Annotated in this window: 18 protein-coding genes and 1 pseudogene; 11 read left to right on the forward strand and 8 right to left on the reverse strand. The window is 37.6% G+C overall.

What is annotated here, in order from left to right; genetic code table 11:
* The first annotated feature begins 34 nt into the window (after window positions 1–34).
* The 5 genes from rpmB (at window position 35) to rimO (ending at window position 3,588) form a co-directional block, all read left to right on the forward strand.
* Window positions 35–271, forward strand: coding sequence for a 50S ribosomal protein L28 (rpmB, locus tag VKY50_RS09100; protein ID WP_008992118.1), 237 nt, complete (start codon window positions 35–37; stop codon window positions 269–271).
* Window positions 272–298: 27 nt separating this feature from the next.
* A complete protein-coding gene (gene rpmG, locus VKY50_RS09105; RefSeq protein WP_008992117.1) occupies window positions 299–481 on the forward strand; it encodes a 50S ribosomal protein L33 in 183 nt (60 codons plus the stop codon).
* A 7-nt stretch (window positions 482–488) separates the two neighbouring features.
* A complete protein-coding gene (locus tag VKY50_RS09110; RefSeq protein WP_324301065.1) occupies window positions 489–641 on the forward strand; it encodes a DUF4295 domain-containing protein in 153 nt (50 codons plus the stop codon).
* Window positions 642–912: 271 nt separating this feature from the next.
* A complete protein-coding gene (ftsY, locus tag VKY50_RS09115; protein ID WP_324301067.1) occupies window positions 913–1,866 on the forward strand; it encodes a signal recognition particle-docking protein FtsY in 954 nt (317 codons plus the stop codon).
* Window positions 1,867–2,283: 417 nt separating this feature from the next.
* Window positions 2,284–3,588, forward strand: coding sequence for a 30S ribosomal protein S12 methylthiotransferase RimO (rimO, locus tag VKY50_RS09120; protein ID WP_324301069.1), 1,305 nt, complete (start codon window positions 2,284–2,286; stop codon window positions 3,586–3,588).
* 113 nt (window positions 3,589–3,701) lie between these two features.
* Here rimO and VKY50_RS09125 read toward each other — a convergent pair whose 3' ends face one another.
* From VKY50_RS09125 to aqpZ, 3 genes and pseudogenes are all read right to left on the reverse strand, one after another.
* On the reverse strand, window positions 3,702–4,085 hold the full coding sequence (locus VKY50_RS09125; protein WP_324301071.1) for a Dabb family protein: 384 nt from the start codon (window positions 4,083–4,085) through the stop codon (window positions 3,702–3,704).
* Window positions 4,086–4,123: 38 nt separating this feature from the next.
* Window positions 4,124–4,450: a DMT family transporter gene (locus VKY50_RS09130; protein ID WP_324301073.1), complete on the reverse strand. Its 327-nt coding sequence runs from the start codon at window positions 4,448–4,450 to the stop codon at window positions 4,124–4,126.
* Between the two features lie 109 nt (window positions 4,451–4,559).
* A pseudogene (gene aqpZ / locus VKY50_RS09135) lies at window positions 4,560–5,249 on the reverse strand (aquaporin Z); the annotation flags it as partial.
* Window positions 5,250–5,440: 191 nt separating this feature from the next.
* Here aqpZ and VKY50_RS09140 point away from each other — a divergent pair.
* Complete coding sequence (locus VKY50_RS09140) at window positions 5,441–5,956, forward strand: adenine phosphoribosyltransferase (protein WP_324301075.1); 516 nt, start codon at window positions 5,441–5,443, stop codon at window positions 5,954–5,956.
* A gap of 472 nt (window positions 5,957–6,428) precedes the next feature.
* Complete coding sequence (locus VKY50_RS09150) at window positions 6,429–7,472, forward strand: alpha/beta hydrolase family protein (protein ID WP_324301079.1); 1,044 nt, start codon at window positions 6,429–6,431, stop codon at window positions 7,470–7,472.
* Between the two features lie 65 nt (window positions 7,473–7,537).
* Here VKY50_RS09150 and VKY50_RS09155 read toward each other — a convergent pair whose 3' ends face one another.
* The 5 genes from VKY50_RS09155 to VKY50_RS09175 form a co-directional block, all read right to left on the reverse strand.
* A complete protein-coding gene (locus VKY50_RS09155) occupies window positions 7,538–8,329 on the reverse strand; it encodes an SDR family NAD(P)-dependent oxidoreductase (protein ID WP_324301082.1) in 792 nt (263 codons plus the stop codon).
* A gap of 43 nt (window positions 8,330–8,372) precedes the next feature.
* Complete coding sequence (locus VKY50_RS09160) at window positions 8,373–8,954, reverse strand: TetR/AcrR family transcriptional regulator (RefSeq protein WP_324301084.1); 582 nt, start codon at window positions 8,952–8,954, stop codon at window positions 8,373–8,375.
* A 133-nt stretch (window positions 8,955–9,087) separates the two neighbouring features.
* Window positions 9,088–10,425: a M56 family metallopeptidase gene (locus VKY50_RS09165; protein ID WP_324301086.1), complete on the reverse strand. Its 1,338-nt coding sequence runs from the start codon at window positions 10,423–10,425 to the stop codon at window positions 9,088–9,090.
* The gene (locus VKY50_RS09170; protein ID WP_324301088.1) at window positions 10,425–10,784 is read right to left on the reverse strand and encodes a BlaI/MecI/CopY family transcriptional regulator; all 360 of its coding nucleotides are present in this window, start codon (window positions 10,782–10,784) and stop codon (window positions 10,425–10,427) included. Before VKY50_RS09170 ends, VKY50_RS09165 begins: the two co-directional genes overlap by 1 nt.
* Window positions 10,785–10,953: 169 nt before the next feature.
* On the reverse strand, window positions 10,954–11,979 hold the full coding sequence (locus VKY50_RS09175) for a glutamine synthetase beta-grasp domain-containing protein (protein WP_324301090.1): 1,026 nt from the start codon (window positions 11,977–11,979) through the stop codon (window positions 10,954–10,956).
* 278 nt (window positions 11,980–12,257) lie between these two features.
* On the opposite strand from VKY50_RS09175, the gene VKY50_RS09180 reads away from it, so the two are divergent.
* The 4 genes from VKY50_RS09180 to pyrF all read left to right on the forward strand — a co-directional run bounded on the left by VKY50_RS09180 (window position 12,258) and on the right by pyrF (window position 18,121).
* On the forward strand, window positions 12,258–14,450 hold the full coding sequence (locus VKY50_RS09180) for a glutamine synthetase III family protein (RefSeq protein WP_324301092.1): 2,193 nt from the start codon (window positions 12,258–12,260) through the stop codon (window positions 14,448–14,450).
* Between the two features lie 300 nt (window positions 14,451–14,750).
* On the forward strand, window positions 14,751–15,932 hold the full coding sequence (locus VKY50_RS09185; protein WP_324301094.1) for an AIR synthase related protein: 1,182 nt from the start codon (window positions 14,751–14,753) through the stop codon (window positions 15,930–15,932).
* Window positions 15,933–16,145: 213 nt separating this feature from the next.
* Window positions 16,146–17,222 carry a peptide chain release factor 1 gene (gene prfA / locus VKY50_RS09190; RefSeq protein ID WP_324301096.1) on the forward strand — a complete coding sequence of 359 codons (1,077 nt, stop codon included), beginning with the start codon at window positions 16,146–16,148 and terminating at the stop codon, window positions 17,220–17,222.
* Window positions 17,223–17,311: 89 nt separating this feature from the next.
* The gene (gene pyrF, locus VKY50_RS09195) at window positions 17,312–18,121 is read left to right on the forward strand and encodes an orotidine-5'-phosphate decarboxylase (protein ID WP_324301098.1); all 810 of its coding nucleotides are present in this window, start codon (window positions 17,312–17,314) and stop codon (window positions 18,119–18,121) included.

Consider the following 18,121-nt stretch of genomic DNA (forward strand, 5'->3'; position numbering starts at 1 on the left):
ACCCTGTTTTTAAATAATACTAAAGTATAGAAGCATGTCAAGAGTTTGTGAACTTACAGGAAAGAAGGCAATGGTGGGAAATAACGTTTCTCACGCTATGAATAGAACAAAGCGTAAATTTGACGCTAACCTAATTAAAAAGCGTTTCTTTCTTCCAGAAGAGGATCGTTGGGTTACGCTTAAAATTTCTACTGCTGCATTAAAAACTATTAATAAAAAAGGGATTACTGCAGTATTAAAAGAGGCAAAAGAAAAAGGGTTTATTAAGTAATTGGTAATCCGCTAAATAAGGAATAAAATGGCAAAGAAAGGTAATAGAATACAGGTGATATTAGAATGTACCGAGCATAAAGAGTCTGGGCAGCCAGGAACTTCTCGTTACATCACTACTAAAAATAAAAAGAACACTCCGGATCGTATGGAATTGAAAAAATTCAATCCTATCCTTAAGAAAATGACTGTTCATAAAGAAATAAAATAATTAAGCCATGGCAAAGAAATCAGTAGCAACGTTACAGACAAATTCAAAGAGATTAACCAAAGCAATTAAAATGGTTAGGTCTCCTAAAACAGGTGCTTATACTTTTGTTGAAGCTGTGATGGCTCCAGAGTTAGTTAATGACTGGGTGAATAAAAAATAAAAGTTCACAACTTTTTTATCGATAAGAGCTGCTTTCTATCCTGGAAGTGGCTTTTTTGATTTATTATACTTTTTAAGAGTAAGTTTAAAATTACTTAAGCGTCATAATAGTATCACAAATGTTAATTTAGTTGTATGTTTGTATTGTAGGGTCATTCTTTTTTTTGAATGATTGCCATTTTATGGAGAACGATTCTTGTAAGTTTAATTAAGGAGAATAACCAATCTTCTGATCCTAGGTGAGAAGAATACCAATGAATTAATTGCAATAAATGAGTTTTTTTAAAAAAATATTTTCCTCAGAAAAGAAACAAACTTTAGACAGAGGACTTGAAAAATCAAAGACAAGTTTCTTTGGTAAATTAAGCAAAGCTGTAGCGGGTAAGTCTAAGGTGGACGATGAGGTTCTGGATGATCTGGAAGAAGTATTAGTCAGCAGTGATGTAGGGGTTGACACTACCTTAAAAATTATTCAGCGTATTGAGGCTAGGGTTGCAAAAGATAAGTATCTAGGGACCGATGAACTCAATGGGATCTTAAGAGAAGAAATCGCTGGTTTGCTGTCAGAGACTAACACTGGTGAGCTAGAGGACTTTGTACTCCCTGCAGATAAAAAGCCATATGTCTTAATGGTTGTAGGTGTGAATGGTGTGGGTAAAACCACTACCATAGGAAAGCTGGCCTACCAGTTTAAAAAACAGGGTAAAAAGGTTGTATTGGGAGCTGCGGATACCTTTAGAGCAGCTGCTATTGATCAGCTCCAAGTCTGGGCGGATCGTGTGGATGTACCGATTGTAAAACAGCAAATGGGTAGTGATCCCGCTTCGGTGGCCTTTGATACCTTAAAATCTGCGGTGAATCAAGATGCCGATGTTGTAATCATTGATACAGCTGGTCGATTACACAATAAAATAAACCTGATGAATGAACTTACTAAAGTTAAGCGTGTTATGCAAAAAGTAGTTGCGGATGCACCTAATGAAGTATTGTTAGTTCTAGATGGTTCAACTGGACAGAACGCCTTTGAACAAGCAAAACAGTTTACCAAGGCTACCGAGGTGAGTTCCTTAGCCGTCACCAAGTTAGACGGTACAGCCAAAGGTGGAGTGGTTATTGGAATTTCTGACCAATTTAAGATCCCAGTGAAATACATTGGGGTTGGAGAGGCCATAGAGGATCTTCAAGTATTTAATAAGTATGAATTCGTCGATTCCTTCTTCAAGTGATAGGTAGTTCTAGATTCCTGATAACCCTAACTCGGGTATTGGCTTACTTTAGTTTGTTCTATGCTCTATTAAAAGCTGTAGCAATCTTTGGGGGTCATTGGTTTTGGCCTAATTTTATTCTTGGGATAGTTGGTGCTATAGTTGCTTATTTACTTTTTAGAGTTATTAGAACAGCAGACTATAAATGGATCTATGCGGTGATTTGTATTGTGTTATTTTCTGTTATTCGATTTTATGAAGAGCAATTGATGGCTTATATATATAATTTACTGTCATAATTTTTAAATTCCTTTAAGATACTCGTTTTATACGCTATCAAAAGCGTAATTTTGCCCATTGTTTACTAAAGTTAATTGGACTACTTTCTAGGACTCTGAAACAGGAGAATAGGAAGGTGTTAATATTTATATGTAAGGTATGAGAACCAAGTCATTGAAAAAGAACAAAATAAATGTAGTGACCCTAGGGTGTTCAAAGAATGTATATGATAGTGAAGTGCTCATGGGGCAGCTTAAAGCCAGTGGCAAAGAGGTGGTGCATGAAAAAGAAGGTAATGTGGTGGTTATCAATACCTGCGGATTTATCAATAACGCTAAGGAGGAAAGTGTCAATACCATTTTAACGTATTTACAAAAGAAAGAACAAGGGGAGGTTGATAAGGTGTTTGTTACCGGTTGTCTTAGTGAACGCTACAAGCCAGATCTTCAAAAAGAGATTCCAGATGTGGATCAATATTTTGGGACGACCGAACTACCAAGTCTTTTAAAAGCATTGGGAGCAGATTACCGTCATGAACTTATTGGTGAACGACTTACTACCACCCCTAAGAATTACGCATATCTGAAGATAGCAGAGGGATGTGATCGCCCTTGTAGTTTTTGTGCGATCCCACTAATGCGAGGTAAACACAAAAGTACTCCTATTGAGGCCCTGGTAATAGAAGCAGAAAAATTGGCAGCTAGCGGAGTAAAAGAGTTAATATTAATTGCTCAAGATCTGACCTATTACGGCCTTGATATTTATAAAAAACGTGCGTTGGCTGACCTTTTAAGAGCCCTTGTTAAAATAGATGGTGTGGAGTGGATTCGGCTGCATTATGCTTTTCCTACCGGCTTTCCAATGGATGTGTTGGAGGTGATAAAACAAGAGCCTAAGGTCTGTAATTACATAGATATTCCACTTCAGCATATTTCTGATTCAATTTTGAAATCCATGCGTAGAGGGACCACTTATAATAAAACAACACAGCTTTTAAAAGACTTTAGAGCAGCAGTTCCGCAAATGGCCATTCGCACCACCCTTATTGTAGGGTACCCGGACGAAACTGAGGAAGATTTTAATTTACTCAAGCAATGGGTTAAAGAAATGCGCTTTGAACGACTTGGCTGTTTTACTTATAGTCATGAAGAAAACACCCATGCTTATCAATTGGATGACAATGTTCCAGAAGAAGTTAAACAACAACGTGCCTCAGAAATTATGGATATCCAATCGCAGATTTCTTGGGAGCTGAATCAAGAGAAAGTAGGACAGATTTTCCGATGTGTCATCGATCGAAAAGAAGGTAATTATTTTGTAGGGAGAACGGAGTTTGATTCTCCAGATGTGGATAATGAAGTTCTTATTGATGCTAGTACGTATTATTTGAAAACTGGTGAATTTGCGATGATTAAGATTATTGAGGCAGCAGATTTTGACCTTTATGGAGAGCCAGTGGTCTAAATTTAGTGAGCTAAATGTCCTGTTGTACAAAACAAACAGGACTATAAATAGAAATGCCATCTAAAAATTACTTTTTTAGATGGCATTATTTTAATTTTAAAAAAGGATTGATTTTACTCTACGATATAATCGATTTCCATAAAATCCACCACTTCTTTATCCCAAACATTTTTAACAAATGCCACGTGGTCTGGATGATTTGAATAGGTGTCGTAATCCGCTTGATTTTTGAACTGCATCGTGAGTCCTAAATCAAAATCATTTTTTTGTCCAATTTCAGTAACTTGTGTCATATTCATTACTGTGTTGATGGACTTTAAAGCCACGGCTTGTTCTAAAAATTTCTTTTCAGCTTCACTACCCTTTGGATGCTTTAATTTAAAAAATACCGTGTGGGTGATAATTCCCTTCTCCGGTGAATCGGTCGATGATCCGCATGAGGTGATCATAAACATTGCTATAGTAGCAAGTAGGACAATTGGTTGATAAAATTTCATAGTTGTTGATTTTAAAAACGAATATAGTCATTTCTACTTTAATTGGAAACGAATTTTAACCCTACAACAGACATTATTAAAGTTGTGATAAAGAACATCCTCCAAAAGGTGGTTGGCTCGTTAAAAACAAAGATGCCCATTAAAACGGTACCTACGGCTCCTATACCGGTCCATACAGCATAGGCAGTTCCTAACGGAAGGGTCTGGGTAGCCTTAATTAAAAGGACCATACTGATGGTTAAACAAATTATAAAACCAGCATACCAGTACATGGCCTCATTGCCAGTGGTTGATTTAGCCTTGCCTAGACAGGTAGCAAAACCTACTTCAAAGAGCCCTGCTATAATTAATATGATCCAATTCATAAATGGTAAATTTTGGCTATAAATATACAGTAGATTTTTTTATCTCTACCTCTAGTGAAGACAAATCAAAAATAAATGACACACTGTTTAAAGGGGGTACTACACACTATTATTTTGATATATCCAAAACGTTTTTATACAAAAGACCAGCGATGATGGCCCCTAAAATTGGAGCAATCCAAAACAACCATAATTGTCCTAAGGCCCAATCTCCAACAAATAGTGCCTGGCTAGTACTACGCGCTGGATTAACAGAGGTATTTGTTACTGGGATACTGATCAGGTGAATCAAGGTAAGTGAAAATCCAATAGCGATACCCGCTAGACCCTTTGGGGCATTTTTGTGAGTTGCACCAAGGATAATAAATAGAAAAATAAAGGTCATAACGATTTCACAAATCATAGCAGTAGTCATATTGTAGCCACCCGGAGAATGTTCCCCAAAACCATTGGCTGCAAAACTTCCAATACTCGCCCCTGGTTTGCCCATCACAATTAAGTATATAATAGCTGCCCCAGCAATTCCACCTAGTACTTGAGCAATGATGTAAGGAATTAAGTCCTTTGACTTAAAACGCCCCGCAATCCAAAGTCCGATGGAAACAGCGGGATTGAGATGACATCCTGAAATGTGGCCAATAGCATACACCATGGTTAAAACGGTGAGTCCAAAGGCTAGAGCCACCCCTAAGAATCCGATACCGAGTTCTGGAAATCCAGCAGCAAGCACTGCACTTCCACATCCACCGAGCACAAGCCATAATGTGCCGATAAATTCTGCAATTAACTTTTTCATTTTAAATTTAGGTTTGGTTAGTAAATGTTGTAGGTTGTAATGGGGGTACTGTTAAATTTAGTAAAAGAAAGTAAAACATTGATTTAATTTCGAAATTTATGGGTTATTTATTCAAGTGATCATAAATAATCTTCTATCAATATTATTTCAAGCCATCGCTATACAATATCTTTGTATAAAATTACTTTAGGCAGATGCAAGAACTACAGACATTTATTCGAGAGGTACAGGATTTTCCAAAGTCAGGTGTTGTGTTTAAGGATATCACCCCTTTGTTAGCAGATCATAAAATGAGGGAACAGGCTTTAAAGTCACTGATTTCTTTGGTGCCAGAAAAACATATAGATGTTGTGGTGGGGGTAGAGAGTCGTGGTTTCTTTTTTGGAACCTTATTGGCTGCTGCTTTAAAATGTAGTTTTGTCCCTGTTCGCAAGCCTGGAAAATTACCATTTGAGACTTTGACTCAAGTATATGATTTGGAATATGGACAAGACAGTCTTCAAATCCATACCGATGTGATTAAAAAGGGTGATAAGGTTCTAATTCACGATGACGTGTTGGCCACTGGAGGAACGGCAAAGGCCGTGTGTGATTTGGTGGAAGCACTCGGGGGTGATGTTGTTCAATGTAATTTTTTACTAGAACTCTCTTTTTTAAATGGCAGAGATAAGCTAAATGGGTTTAACGCTAGGGCAGTAGTGACCTATTAATCTAAAGCGTTTTTAGTAACAAATGCTTTCCAACCTATAATTGCCAATTGTATTTTACTGGCCTTTGCGAGATCTAGACCTTTTTTGGTGTAGGAAGGTAGGATGACTCGATTAATTTTAGTTAATATTTTAAAGAGTTGTTTTTTCATAAGTTAAAGTAAAATACCCATGGTGGTATTACATGGAGAACGAAACGGCGGTACTTTTTTTATACTTTTTACATTTATGCAGTCTTTTCTCTAACAAGCGGTTAACTAAACCGATTACAAAGTAAAGATACTAATATTCTTCTAGGCTGACCAAAATTTGTCATAATCGTTTTACCTTTTATTCGCTATTTCTAGAGTCTACGATATTGGTTTGCAGGGATCTTAAGGGCTGGTGTATATTTGAATTTTAGGACTGAATCTTAGTTCTTTAATAGAAAGTATATATTTTAGTTGTCAAATTAAACAATCCGAATTTAATTAACATGAGCAAAACCATTTTAATTGCCTTCATCCTAACATTTCATTTAAGTATAGTTTCAGCGAAGGATGCACCATCGAAAAGTAGTAATATTGGACAAAGGACATTTGAATTTTTTGACAATTCTAGAGATCGAAAACTAATTACAGAAGTTTGGTATCCAACCCACGATGCCATTTTAGAAAAAGATAAGGTGTTTTCACCTTTTAAAAGATCCTTCACTATTCGGGATGCACAATTAAGCAAAGGGCAATTCCCATTGGTGTTATTTTCGCATGGAAACGGAGGGAGTCGATTGTCTTTGGAGTGGTTAGCCCAAGAGTTAGTGAAACAGGGATATATTGTAGCAGCGGTCGATCATTGGGGTAATACGCACGATAACAAAATTGGAATTGAATTTATAAAGCCATGGGAGCGTCCTTTGGATGTAAGCTTTATCCTAACGGCACTACTTGAGAACCATACTTTTTCCAATAGCATTGATCAAAAACGTATTGGCGCACTGGGATTCTCCTACGGTGGGTATACTGTTATAGCACTCTCTGGTGGTGTACTAAATTACAACACACTTCGGGAATACTTTAATACAGATCAAGGTAGGAGAGATTTGGCGAATATTAGGGAGTTTCCAAACTTAGCGGGACTTATTCAAGGAAATTCTGTAATTGAAATGACCCAAAACCTACCCGATTTAAAGGACGATAGAATCAATGCTTTTTTTGCTATATCCCCTGGGACTGCCCAAGGATTTAGTGAACCACAGCAATTTGAAAAAGTAAATGACCCTGTTTTTATCATTGGCTGCAAAGCCGACCAGGTAACGCCAGTGAAAAGTTATGCTAGGCATTACCACGATTTAATTGATCATAGTAACTATTTTGAGTTCGGGGGAAAAGTAGGGCATTATGTGATGCTAGCTGAGGCTAATGAGGAAGTAAAAAAGGAAGTTCCTGCTATTTTTATGGATCACCCTTCTGTTGACAGAAATGCAGTTCATCAAAAAATTGCGGAATTAGCTACCAGTTTTTTTGAAAAAAATCTAAAGTAACCCCCGATACAATTTAATCCTAAATTGTTTCGAGGTGTTACGAAATTATATCAAAGGCCTTGATATTAAATAACTTGTAGTACGCCAGAGTCAGCACGTATGCTTGCACCATTAGTCGCTAATGCTAATGGACTTGCCAAATAGGTGGCTAGTGTGGCGATTTCAGAAGGTTTTATAAAGCGTTGTAAGAGGATATGTGGATTTGTCTGTTGTATGATATCAGCTTTCATTTTCTCAATCGTACTATTTTGCGTTTTAGCAATTTGTCTAATGACCTTGGCGACACCATCAGTATAGGTAGGTCCACCTAGGATCGTGTTCACCGTGACTTGCGTTTCTTTTGTGAGCTTTGAAAGCCCATTTGAGATGGCGGATATCGCCGACTTGGTCATACCATAGTGGATCATGTTTTCAGGAACATTTACCCCAGATTCGCTACTGATGAAAATGATTCGCCCCCACTTTTTAGCCAACATGTTAGGTAAGAGTTTTTTACATAGGCGAACAGAGCTCATAACATTGACCTCGAAAAATCGATACCAATCCTCATCGGTGATCTCTTCAAAGGATCTTGTTTCAAATATACCAACATTATTAATCAGAATGTCGATGTCGCTCAAATCAGGAAGGATCTGTGCTACCTGTTCTTTTTTTGAAAAGTCAGCTGCTATAGCTTGGATTTTAGCTGAGGGAAACTCTTCGAGTAACTTCTCTCTTGCATTCCGTGTTTTCTCAGGTTCTCTTCCGTTGATTGTTACCAAAACACCTTCTTTGAGTAGTTCTTGGGCAATGGCATACCCTATTCCTTGGGTTGAGCCGCTTATGAAGGCGGTTTTTCCTTTTAATTTTAAATCCATAGATATATTTGTAATGAGTGTTCCAAAAATATTTAAAAAAAATCTAGTTAATCAGTTGAAGGTGAAGCGCTATCTGCTGTTTTAGAATTTGGGTATCAGGATAAATTCTTCTTAAAGAATTAATTCCACACCAAAATGTGATCAGATATCTGCCCAGAACATCTGCTGGTATCTTAGATTTGATCGTTCCTTTGTGTTGCTCAGCTTGAATGGTTTGGGTATAAAAGTTTTCGGTGTCTTTTAATAACTGAATTGATTGCTGTTCTAATTCATGGTCAACAAACGTCATTTCTACCAACGTATTGGCGATTATACAACCTTTCAAATGGGTCTTTTCATCACAATCTGCTTGTTCCATGAAAAAAGCTTTTATTAATTCGATAGGATTGTCACTTTTTGCTACCAAATCTTTAAAAGCATTCAGTGCTTGCCTTCTCTGTTGCAGTGATTTTTTAAAAAGCTCTTTTTTACCGCCTTTGAATTTGTTGTATAAACTCCCTGACCCAGCTCCCGTTACCTGACTTAAATCTGATAGGGAAGTGGCTGTATAACCTTTCTCCCAGAATAATTCCTGGGCTTTAAGAATTAACTCCTCCTGCTGATGAATAGTTGGTCGTCCTTTCATATTATTGTAATGATTGTTACAAATATATAATTTAAATTTATTTTTGACCTTAGCAATGCAACGTATTATTAAAAAAAAACAGTTATGGATGTGTACCATAGCTGCGTGCCTTAAGATTCTGTGGTGGACTTTTTTAATTTTTTTTCTGGTCTTTTGTGTAGATTTTAATAATCCCTGTAGTTGCCTTTATGCCGTATTTTGCAGTAGCATTTTTGTCTTTAATTACTTCTATTGATTTGATGTTGTTTTGGGCGATAGTATTTATATCAGAATCCGAAGGCATTTGTTCATCGTCGACCAATATGATTGGCTGCCCTGCAGTTTCCTTATTTACTACCCCTAAAGTGGTGGCTTTGGAGACTTTCTTAAAACTGCTATTGGCCTTTAAGATGATTTGGATGACTCCGTTCTTTCCTTGATCACCATATAGTAGTTTAGCGGAATCATTTTTTAGGACTGTAATACTTTCGATATCATCCACAGCAATGCTATTGATGTTAAAATCAACAGGTTGTTTTTCTCCATTGATGACATAAAGCGGTGGTAAGGAGTCTTGCTTTATAAGGCTTTTACTAGTGGAGTTTATCGTCGCAGAATTAACTGGCTGATAATATACCTGGGTTTGAAAGCTAAAGAGCAGCATAAACCCTGCTAAAAGTGGAAATACAACGATGTATTTCCAAGTACTCCTTTTGTTTGATCTTTGTTTTTGTAACATAATGATTCGTTTTTTGATTAATGAATTAAAAAATGGATTGATAACCGAATACGAGATTCCGGATAATTGTTTTAAGAGTAAATATTGGTAATCTTTTTTACTAGTACCGAAATGGTTGCAACTCAGATCATCTGCGATATATTCAAGGTTTTGAGCGAGTTGTTTTTTGTAAATCCAGCTGATGGGATTAAACCAAAGAATGATTTGAGTCATACTGATTAGCAGCATATCCACAGAATGCTTTTGCGAGATATGAATGTTCTCATGCTGTAGTATCGTCTTTAATTCGGACGCCTGGTGTAGATCAGGGTTGTAAACAATGGTGTTAAAAAAGGAAAATGGACTGATGTTTTGCGTTACCTCGATCATGGAAACCTTGCCGTATTTCTTAACAAGCCTTCCATTTCCAATAATTTTTTTTAGTGACAATAGCTCCAAGATGAATCGAAAACCAACAACCATTGCACCGATCATATAAATTCCAAAAAGGATCCTCCAGTAGTTGGTTTGTTCTGCTGTAGTTGTTGTTATTACCGTTAGGGATTCTTCAAAAGGAAGTTTACTAGGAAGTTGTAGGTGTACCACTGGCTGAAATTCAACAAGAGGGAGTAGAAATGCCGTTAAGATGCCTAGCATTAAAAACCAGCGATTGAGCGTGAAGAAGGTTTCATTCTTTAGAAAAACGGTGTAGATCATCCAGAAAATGCTCTGTAATAATGCGGATTTGAGAACAAAAGTCAGATAGAGTTCCATTACTTGTTGTTTTCAATTTGATGAATGATTTCCTTTAATTCTTCCACGGATATTTTTTCTTCCTTGGCAAAATGACTCACTAGATTTTTATAGGAGTTGTTGAAGTAATCTTCCATGGCTTTGGTTATAAACCTTGAACGATAGCTTTCTTTTTTTATAATGGGGTAATATTGGTGGGTATTTCCAAAAGCTTTATGACCTACAAATCCCTTATCTTCCAGATTTCGAATAATAGTAGATAGGGTATTGTAGTGTGGTTTAGCATCCTGGAGCTCGGCCATGACTTCTTTGACAAAGGCCTTTTCAAGGCGCCAAAGAATCTTCATAATATCTTCTTCTTTGTTGGTTAACTTTTGCATAAATAATAATAGATGTATATGATATGATAAAACAAATGTGTAACTATTTTTATAGTTATACAACTATTTATTTAGTTATGCAACTACATTTGTAGTAGCTTGTGTAATGGGGCATAAAAAAGAGGCTGCGATATGCAGCCCCCTTCGTAATTGTGATGTAGAATTGTAATTATGCTTCCACTGGAATTTTCACAGTCTTTACTGTTTCTATGATTCTTGCAGCGACTTTATAAGGGTCAGCATTTGATGCTGGTCTTCGATCTTCTAACCATCCTTTATAGCCTTTCTCAACAGTGATAATTGGGATACGGATAGAGGCTCCTCTATCGGAAACACCATAAGAGAAGTCATCGATAGAAGCTGTCTCATGTTTTCCTGTCAAACGTTCATTGTTAAATTCTCCGTACACATCGATATGCTCCTTTGTTACAGGTCTAAAGGCTTCACAAACTTTCTCGTATACTTCTTTAGAACCGCAGGTTCTAAGTAAAGTGTTTGAGAAGTTGGCATGCATTCCTGAACCATTCCAGTCTCCTTTAACTGGTTTTGGATGGTACTCTATATAATAATTATACTCTTCACATAATCTGTCTAGTAAGTAACGAGCTATCCATATTTCATCTCCAGCTTTCTTTCCGCCTTTGGCAAAGATTTGGAACTCCCATTGACCGCAAGCTACCTCTTGGTTAATACCTTCGAAATTAATACCTGCTTCAATACATAAATCTGCATGTCGTTCTACGATTTCTCTCCCATGGGTGTTTTTGCCTCCCACAGAACAGTAATACAGCCCTTGTGGTCCTGGATATCCCCCTACAGGGAAACCAAGTGGTAATTCTGTTTTGCAATCCATAATAAAGTATTCTTGCTCGAATCCAAACCAAAAATCCTCATCGTTCTCATCGTCAATAGTGGCCCTTGAATTGCTTTTGTGTGCTGTTCCATCCGCATTGAGTACCTCAGCCATCACTAAATACCCATTCTTTCTTGCCGGGTCTGGATAAATTGCAACTGGTTTTAACAAGCAGTCAGAAGAACCTCCTAATGCTTGCTTGGTTGAAGATCCGTCAAAAGACCAAATAGGACAGTCTTCTAATTTCCCACTAAAATTGTCTTCGATCTTCGTTTTGCTTCTCATGTTTTGGGTGGGAAAATATCCATCCAACCAAATGTATTCAAGTTTTGCCTTGCTCATAATTTTATAGTTTTAATTGAACTTTACTTTGACAAAAGTAGTTTTTTTGAAAATTTCTCGATAAAACACGGGGTGTTTTTTTTAAATACACTATTAATTTTTATTAATGCCCTATTTTTGGAGGGGGTATTTTTTTTATATAGACAATTTGAACGAATTTTGTTGACAAATAATTAAAAAATATTATCTCAGTATTTTCTACAGTGAGAAATATTTAGGTTATTTGTTAATTAGTAATAATAAACGAAGTATTAATACTTTATATACCATTTATCTGTATGTCTACAATTAGATTTGAAGCAATTAAGCAAACTTTTGAACGCACGCCCGTTCATGTTGATACACCAGATCCTGACCATCGTTCAGATCAATTCGGTGCCAATGTGTTTAATGCGGTTGTCATGAGACAAGTAATGTCCAAAGAGGCCTATAATAGTGTCATGGATGCTATTGAAGGCGGAGGAAAAATAAACAGAAAATTAGCTGATGAGATTGCCACTTATATGAAAATATGGGCAATATCTAAAGGAGCCACGCATTATACACACTGGTTTCAACCATTAACGGGAACAACAGCGGAGAAACACGATGCATTCTTCGAACCTATTAGCACAACGGATGCTGTGGATAGGTTTGGGGGGGCGCAACTTGTGCAGCAGGAGCCTGATGCTTCTAGTTTCCCAAATGGGGGTATCCGAAATACTTTTGAGGCTCGGGGATATACGGCTTGGGATCCTACTTCTCCAGCCTTTATTCATGGAACCACACTATGTATTCCGACCGTTTTTGTATCCTATACAGGAGAAGCACTAGATAATAAAGCACCTTTGCTGAGGTCGCTTCTGGCTATCGATCAAGCTGCCACAGAGGTGGCCAGATATTTTGATAAAACCGTCACCAAGGTCAACGCTACCTTAGGTTGGGAACAAGAATATTTCTTAATTGATAAAGCACTTACTCTTTCTAGGCCTGATTTATTGTTAGCTGGTAGAACCTTACTTGGACATTCACCTGCAAAGGGGCAGCAATTAGATGATCATTACTTTGGATCCATTCCTGACCGTGTGCTTAACTATATGATAGAATTGGAGAATGAGTGTGTTCGTTTAGGGATCCCTGTGAAGACTCGACATAATGAGGTAGCGCCAAATCAATTTGAATTGGCTCCTATTTATGAAGAGGCGAATCTTGCGGTGGATCACAATTCACTTCTGATGGATCTGATGGATAAAATGGCAGACAAGCATAATTTTAAAGTACTGTTTCATGAAAAACCATTTGCGGGAATTAATGGATCAGGAAAACATAATAATTGGTCTTTGGCCACAAACAAAGGAGTCAACTTGTTAAGTCCTGGTACCACACCGACCAAGAACTTACAGTTCTTGACTTTCTTTATAAATACCATAAAAGCGGTTCATGATAATGAAGAGCTGCTCAGAGCTTCAGTGGCTTCTGCAACAAACGATCATCGTTTAGGTGCCAATGAGGCTCCTCCTGCGATTGTATCCGTCTTTATTGGAAGTCAGCTGAATAAAGTGTTAGAGGAACTGGAGGATGTTTCTAAAGGAAAGTTGTCACCAGAGGAGAAAACGGATCTAAAACTAAATGTGGTTGGTAAAATTCCTGAGATTTTACTGGATAACACCGATAGAAATCGTACGTCAAGTTTCGCTTTTACGGGTAATAAATTTGAATTTAGAGCGGTGGGATCTAAGGCCAATTGTGCCAAACCAATGATGATTTTAAATACTATTGTAGCCAAACAACTCAAGGCTTTTAAAGTTGAGGTGGATGCTTTGATTGATAAAAAAGGCCTGAAAAAAGATGAGGCGATATTTAATGTGCTTAGAGAGTATATTAAATCTTCTAAAAAAATCAGGTTCGAAGGTGATGGATACAGTGCAGCTTGGGAAAAAGAAGCCATGAAGAGAGGCCTGAGCAACAATAAAACCACTCCTGAGGCTCTTAAGGTATATCTAAAGAAAAGTACCATCGAATTGTTTGAGCAGATGGAGGTGATGAGTGAGGTTGAAATTAAAGCCCGTTACGAAATAGAATTAGAAGAGTATGTACACAAGGTACAAATAGAGAGTAGAGTCCTAGGAGACATTGCCAGAAATCATGTCATTCCAACGGCTATTCGCTATCAAAATGTATTAATTGCAAATGTTCAAGGGATTAAAGATGTTTTTGGGAGTGATTTTAAGAAATTGGCGCCAGAGCAGCTAGATCTAATTGAAGAGATTTCAGAGCATATCTCTGAGATTAATTCTAAGGTTAACATGATGATAGAGGCTAGAAAATATGCTAACAAATTGGACAAAGCGCAGCTTAAGGCCGAGGCATATTGCGAGCGGGTGTTGCCGTTTTTTGAAGACATTCGTTACCATTGCGATAAATTGGAGCTAATGGTGGAGGATAATTTATGGCCACTTACTAAATATAGAGAACTGTTGTTTACCAAGTAATTTTTGCCTTGGTGTAACTTACAGGACGTGCTTTGTCTTTAAACCGATATTTATAAGCCTTTGTCGAAAACAATCTAAGTGTCTGTAAATAAGGGGCTTTTTCCTGATTATTCAATTGATTGTTTTCTTATATTTGGAGTGCTATTAATCAATTTAATGATGTAGTTCTTAAGTTTTGCGACACAAAACTTTTGAATTACGGAAGATAGAAGGGCCTAACCAACCTTCTAAAGTATAAGCACACAAACTTTTGTTTGTGTGCTTTTTATTTATGGCTATTTTTGTTTAAAATTTCATTCAATGAGTTCTCAGATAAGTAAACGATATTCACAAAGAGGTGTTTCTGCTTCTAAGGAAGATGTACATGCTGCCATTAAAAATGTTGATAAAGGATTGTTTCCAAAAGCATTTTGTAAAATCATTCCAGATCATTTAACTGGTAGCCAGGATCATTGCTTGATCATGCATGCCGATGGAGCTGGGACCAAGTCTTCTTTGGCCTATATGTATTGGAAGGAGACAGGAGATATCTCCGTATGGAAGGGGATCGCTCAAGATGCCCTGATTATGAATATTGATGATCTACTATGCGTAGGAGCTACAAGTGATATCTTGCTCTCTTCGACCATTGGGAGAAATAAGAATTTGATCACACCTGAGGTGATCGCAGCCATTATCAACGGAACTGAAGAGCTTATCGCTGAAATGAAACAGTACGGAGTGCATATTTATTCCACTGGAGGGGAAACGGCTGATGTGGGTGATTTGGTGAGAACCATTATCGTTGATTCGACTGTGACTGCTAGAATAAAGCGGTCTGATGTTATTGATAACGCGAATATTAAGGCTGGTAATGTTATTGTTGGATTGGCCTCCTATGGTCAAGCTTCTTATGAAAAACAATACAATGGGGGGATGGGAAGTAATGGCCTGACCTCTGCTAGACATGATGTGTTTGGAAAATACTTGGCAGAAAAATATCCTGAGAGTTTTGATCACAGTGTACCCGAGGAACTAGTATACTCTGGAGATACACAACTAACGGATGCTGTGGAGGGTTCTCCACTAGATGCTGGAAAATTAGTGCTATCTCCAACAAGAACCTATGCTCCGATCATCCAAGCAATACTTCAAAAAATTGGCGCATCCAAGATTGATGGGATGATTCATTGTAGTGGTGGAGCACAGACTAAAATATTGCATTTTATTGACAACCTGCATGTTATTAAAGATAATATGTTTGATGTACCTCCGCTTTTTAAACTTATCCAACAGCAATCCAAAACCTCTTGGAAAGAAATGTATCAGGTCTTTAACTGTGGACATCGTATGGAGTTGTACGTGGATCCAAGTTTAGCGGACGATATCATAGCCATTTCAAAATCTTTTGATGTGGACGCTCAAGTTGTGGGAAGGGTAGAGGCCTCACCAACTAAGAAGTTGAGCATTTTTTCAGATAAAGGAACCTTTGAGTATTATTAACTGCATTTTTCATAAGAAATAGTCTGTTTGGTTGTAAATGGGGTATTTGTAGCAGATCGTGGACTCCTTAATTGTTCTGGGAGAAGTACGCCATGGACTGCGTTACCTTAAAAAAGAATACTAAAATTTATATGGGATTGTTATACCAAGGCAGACACTTATCAAATTCCATCAAAATAATCGTAAATTTGTGCTGCCAATTTTAAAGAAGTTATGTTAGATAAATTAAATGCTGTAAAGCAACGCTTTGATGAGATTTCAGATTTGATTATCCAACCAGATGTCATTGCTGATCAAAAGCGTTATGTGCAACTCAATAAGGAGTATAAAGATCTTAAAGAACTTGTTGAGAAGCGGGAAGAATATAAGGTGGTTTTAGACAACATTGCTGAGGCTGAGGAGATCATTGCAGATGCAAGTGATGCAGAGATGGTAGAAATGGCCAAGATGCAGTTGGAGGAGGCCAAAGAGAAACTTCCTGGTTTGGAGGAACAGATAAAATATATGCTAATTCCTAAGGATCCAGAGGATGCTAAAAATGTCGTTGTTGAGATCCGGGCTGGAACAGGAGGAGATGAGGCCAGTATTTTTGCAGGTGACTTGCAAAGGATGTACACAAAATATTGCGAGAGTAAAGGATGGAAAGTAGGCGTTGTAGACTATAATGAGGGGACCTCTGGAGGGTATAAGGAAATTATTTTTGAAGTGAATGGTAGCGACGTTTACGGAACGTTAAAATTTGAAGCTGGGGTGCACCGGGTTCAACGCGTTCCACAAACCGAGACCCAAGGACGGGTACATACCTCTGCAGCTACTGTTATGGTATTGCCAGAGGCAGAGGAGTTCGATGTTGAACTTGATATGGGGGATGTAAAGATAATTAGAACCACTTCCACTGGTCCTGGAGGTCAGTCGGTAAACACGACTTATTCTGCAATCCAATTACAGCACATTCCTACAGGGATAGAGGTGCGATGTCAGGATGAGAAATCCCAGCACAAAAACTTAGAAAAAGCCATCAAAGTCCTTCGGTCTCGATTGTATGAAAGAGAATTGGCGAAAAAACAGGAAGCGGATGCGGCTAGACGAAAGAGTATGGTCTCTAGCGGTGATCGTAGTGCAAAAATTAGAACCTATAATTACCCTCAGGGAAGAGTGACTGATCACCGTATAGGGCTAACCCTTTACGACCTTTCTAATATTGTAAACGGTGATTTGGATAAAATAATTGAAGAACTAAAATTGGCAGAAAATACGGAGAAGCTTAAAGAAGCAAACGAAACCATATAAATCCAAATGCTGATTCATCATAACATTTGGTGAAAGAATTTTAGTAAGAACTTTGGATATAGGAGCTTTAAGTAAATGCAATCATTACTATGGAATTAACCCAGCTTGTAGAACAGATACGAAAGAAAAAATCATTTTTATGTATTGGTTTAGATGTCGATTTAGAGAAGATTCCTCCTCATTTATTAGAATTACAAGACCCTGTTTTTGAATTTAATAAAGCGATTATTGATGCCACCCACCATTTAGCCGTGGCCTTAAAACCGAATATTGCATTCTACGAGGCTCTTGGAATTAAAGGCTGGGAGAGCCTTAAGAAAACCATCGATTATATAAATGAGCATTATCCACAGATGTTTACCATAGCCGATGCCAAAAGAGGTGATATTGGGAATACATCCACTATGTATGCCAAAGCCTTCTTTGAGGATCTCAACTTTGATTCGGTGACCATAGCTCCATATATGGGAAAAGATTCTGTGGAACCATTCTTAGCTTTTAAGGATCGGCATACCATTTTACTTGCCCTAACTTCCAATCCTGGCGCTTTTGATTTTCAGACCAAAGAATTTGACGGAAAACCGCTTTATCAGAAGGTTCTTGAGACTTCAAAGTCTTATGTGAATTCTGAAAACTTAATGTATGTCATTGGCGCCACCAAAGCATCATATTTAAAAGATATTCGAGCAATCGTCCCAGCATCCTTTTTATTAGTTCCTGGTGTAGGAGCGCAAGGAGGAAGTCTTGAAGAGGTTTGTAAATACGGGCTTAATGACCAAGTAGGGCTTTTGGTGAATTCCTCTAGAGGGATCTTATATGCTTCCAAAGGTGAAGACTTTGCACAAAAGGCGGCAGAGAAAGCGCAGGAACTACAATTGCAAATGGCTAATTTTCTTTAA

The sequence above is a fragment of the Galbibacter sp. genome (assembly GCF_035306585.1).
Lineage (GTDB): Bacteria > Bacteroidota > Bacteroidia > Flavobacteriales > Flavobacteriaceae > Galbibacter.

Bases quoted from the DNA above. Each gene is read 5' to 3' on its own strand.
- VKY50_RS09155 (WP_324301082.1), bottom strand. From the start codon at position 8,329: ATGGATTTAAAATTAAAAGGAAAAACCGCCTTCATAAGCGGCTCAACC.
- prfA (WP_324301096.1), top strand. From the start codon at position 16,146: ATGTTAGATAAATTAAATGCTGTAAAGCAACGCTTTGATGAGATTTCA.
- VKY50_RS09150 (WP_324301079.1), top strand. From the start codon at position 6,429: ATGAGCAAAACCATTTTAATTGCCTTCATCCTAACATTTCATTTAAGT.
- VKY50_RS09130 (WP_324301073.1), bottom strand. From the start codon at position 4,450: ATGAATTGGATCATATTAATTATAGCAGGGCTCTTTGAAGTAGGTTTT.
- rpmG (WP_008992117.1), top strand. From the start codon at position 299: ATGGCAAAGAAAGGTAATAGAATACAGGTGATATTAGAATGTACCGAG.
- VKY50_RS09185 (WP_324301094.1), top strand. From the start codon at position 14,751: ATGAGTTCTCAGATAAGTAAACGATATTCACAAAGAGGTGTTTCTGCT.
- VKY50_RS09175 (WP_324301090.1), bottom strand. From the start codon at position 11,979: ATGAGCAAGGCAAAACTTGAATACATTTGGTTGGATGGATATTTTCCC.
- VKY50_RS09110 (WP_324301065.1), top strand. From the start codon at position 489: ATGGCAAAGAAATCAGTAGCAACGTTACAGACAAATTCAAAGAGATTA.
- ftsY (WP_324301067.1), top strand. From the start codon at position 913: ATGAGTTTTTTTAAAAAAATATTTTCCTCAGAAAAGAAACAAACTTTA.
- VKY50_RS09160 (WP_324301084.1), bottom strand. From the start codon at position 8,954: ATGAAAGGACGACCAACTATTCATCAGCAGGAGGAGTTAATTCTTAAA.
- rpmB (WP_008992118.1), top strand. From the start codon at position 35: ATGTCAAGAGTTTGTGAACTTACAGGAAAGAAGGCAATGGTGGGAAAT.
- VKY50_RS09170 (WP_324301088.1), bottom strand. From the start codon at position 10,784: ATGCAAAAGTTAACCAACAAAGAAGAAGATATTATGAAGATTCTTTGG.
- VKY50_RS09125 (WP_324301071.1), bottom strand. From the start codon at position 4,085: ATGAAATTTTATCAACCAATTGTCCTACTTGCTACTATAGCAATGTTT.
- VKY50_RS09140 (WP_324301075.1), top strand. From the start codon at position 5,441: ATGCAAGAACTACAGACATTTATTCGAGAGGTACAGGATTTTCCAAAG.
- rimO (WP_324301069.1), top strand. From the start codon at position 2,284: ATGAGAACCAAGTCATTGAAAAAGAACAAAATAAATGTAGTGACCCTA.
- pyrF (WP_324301098.1), top strand. From the start codon at position 17,312: ATGGAATTAACCCAGCTTGTAGAACAGATACGAAAGAAAAAATCATTT.
- VKY50_RS09165 (WP_324301086.1), bottom strand. From the start codon at position 10,425: ATGGAACTCTATCTGACTTTTGTTCTCAAATCCGCATTATTACAGAGC.
- VKY50_RS09180 (WP_324301092.1), top strand. From the start codon at position 12,258: ATGTCTACAATTAGATTTGAAGCAATTAAGCAAACTTTTGAACGCACG.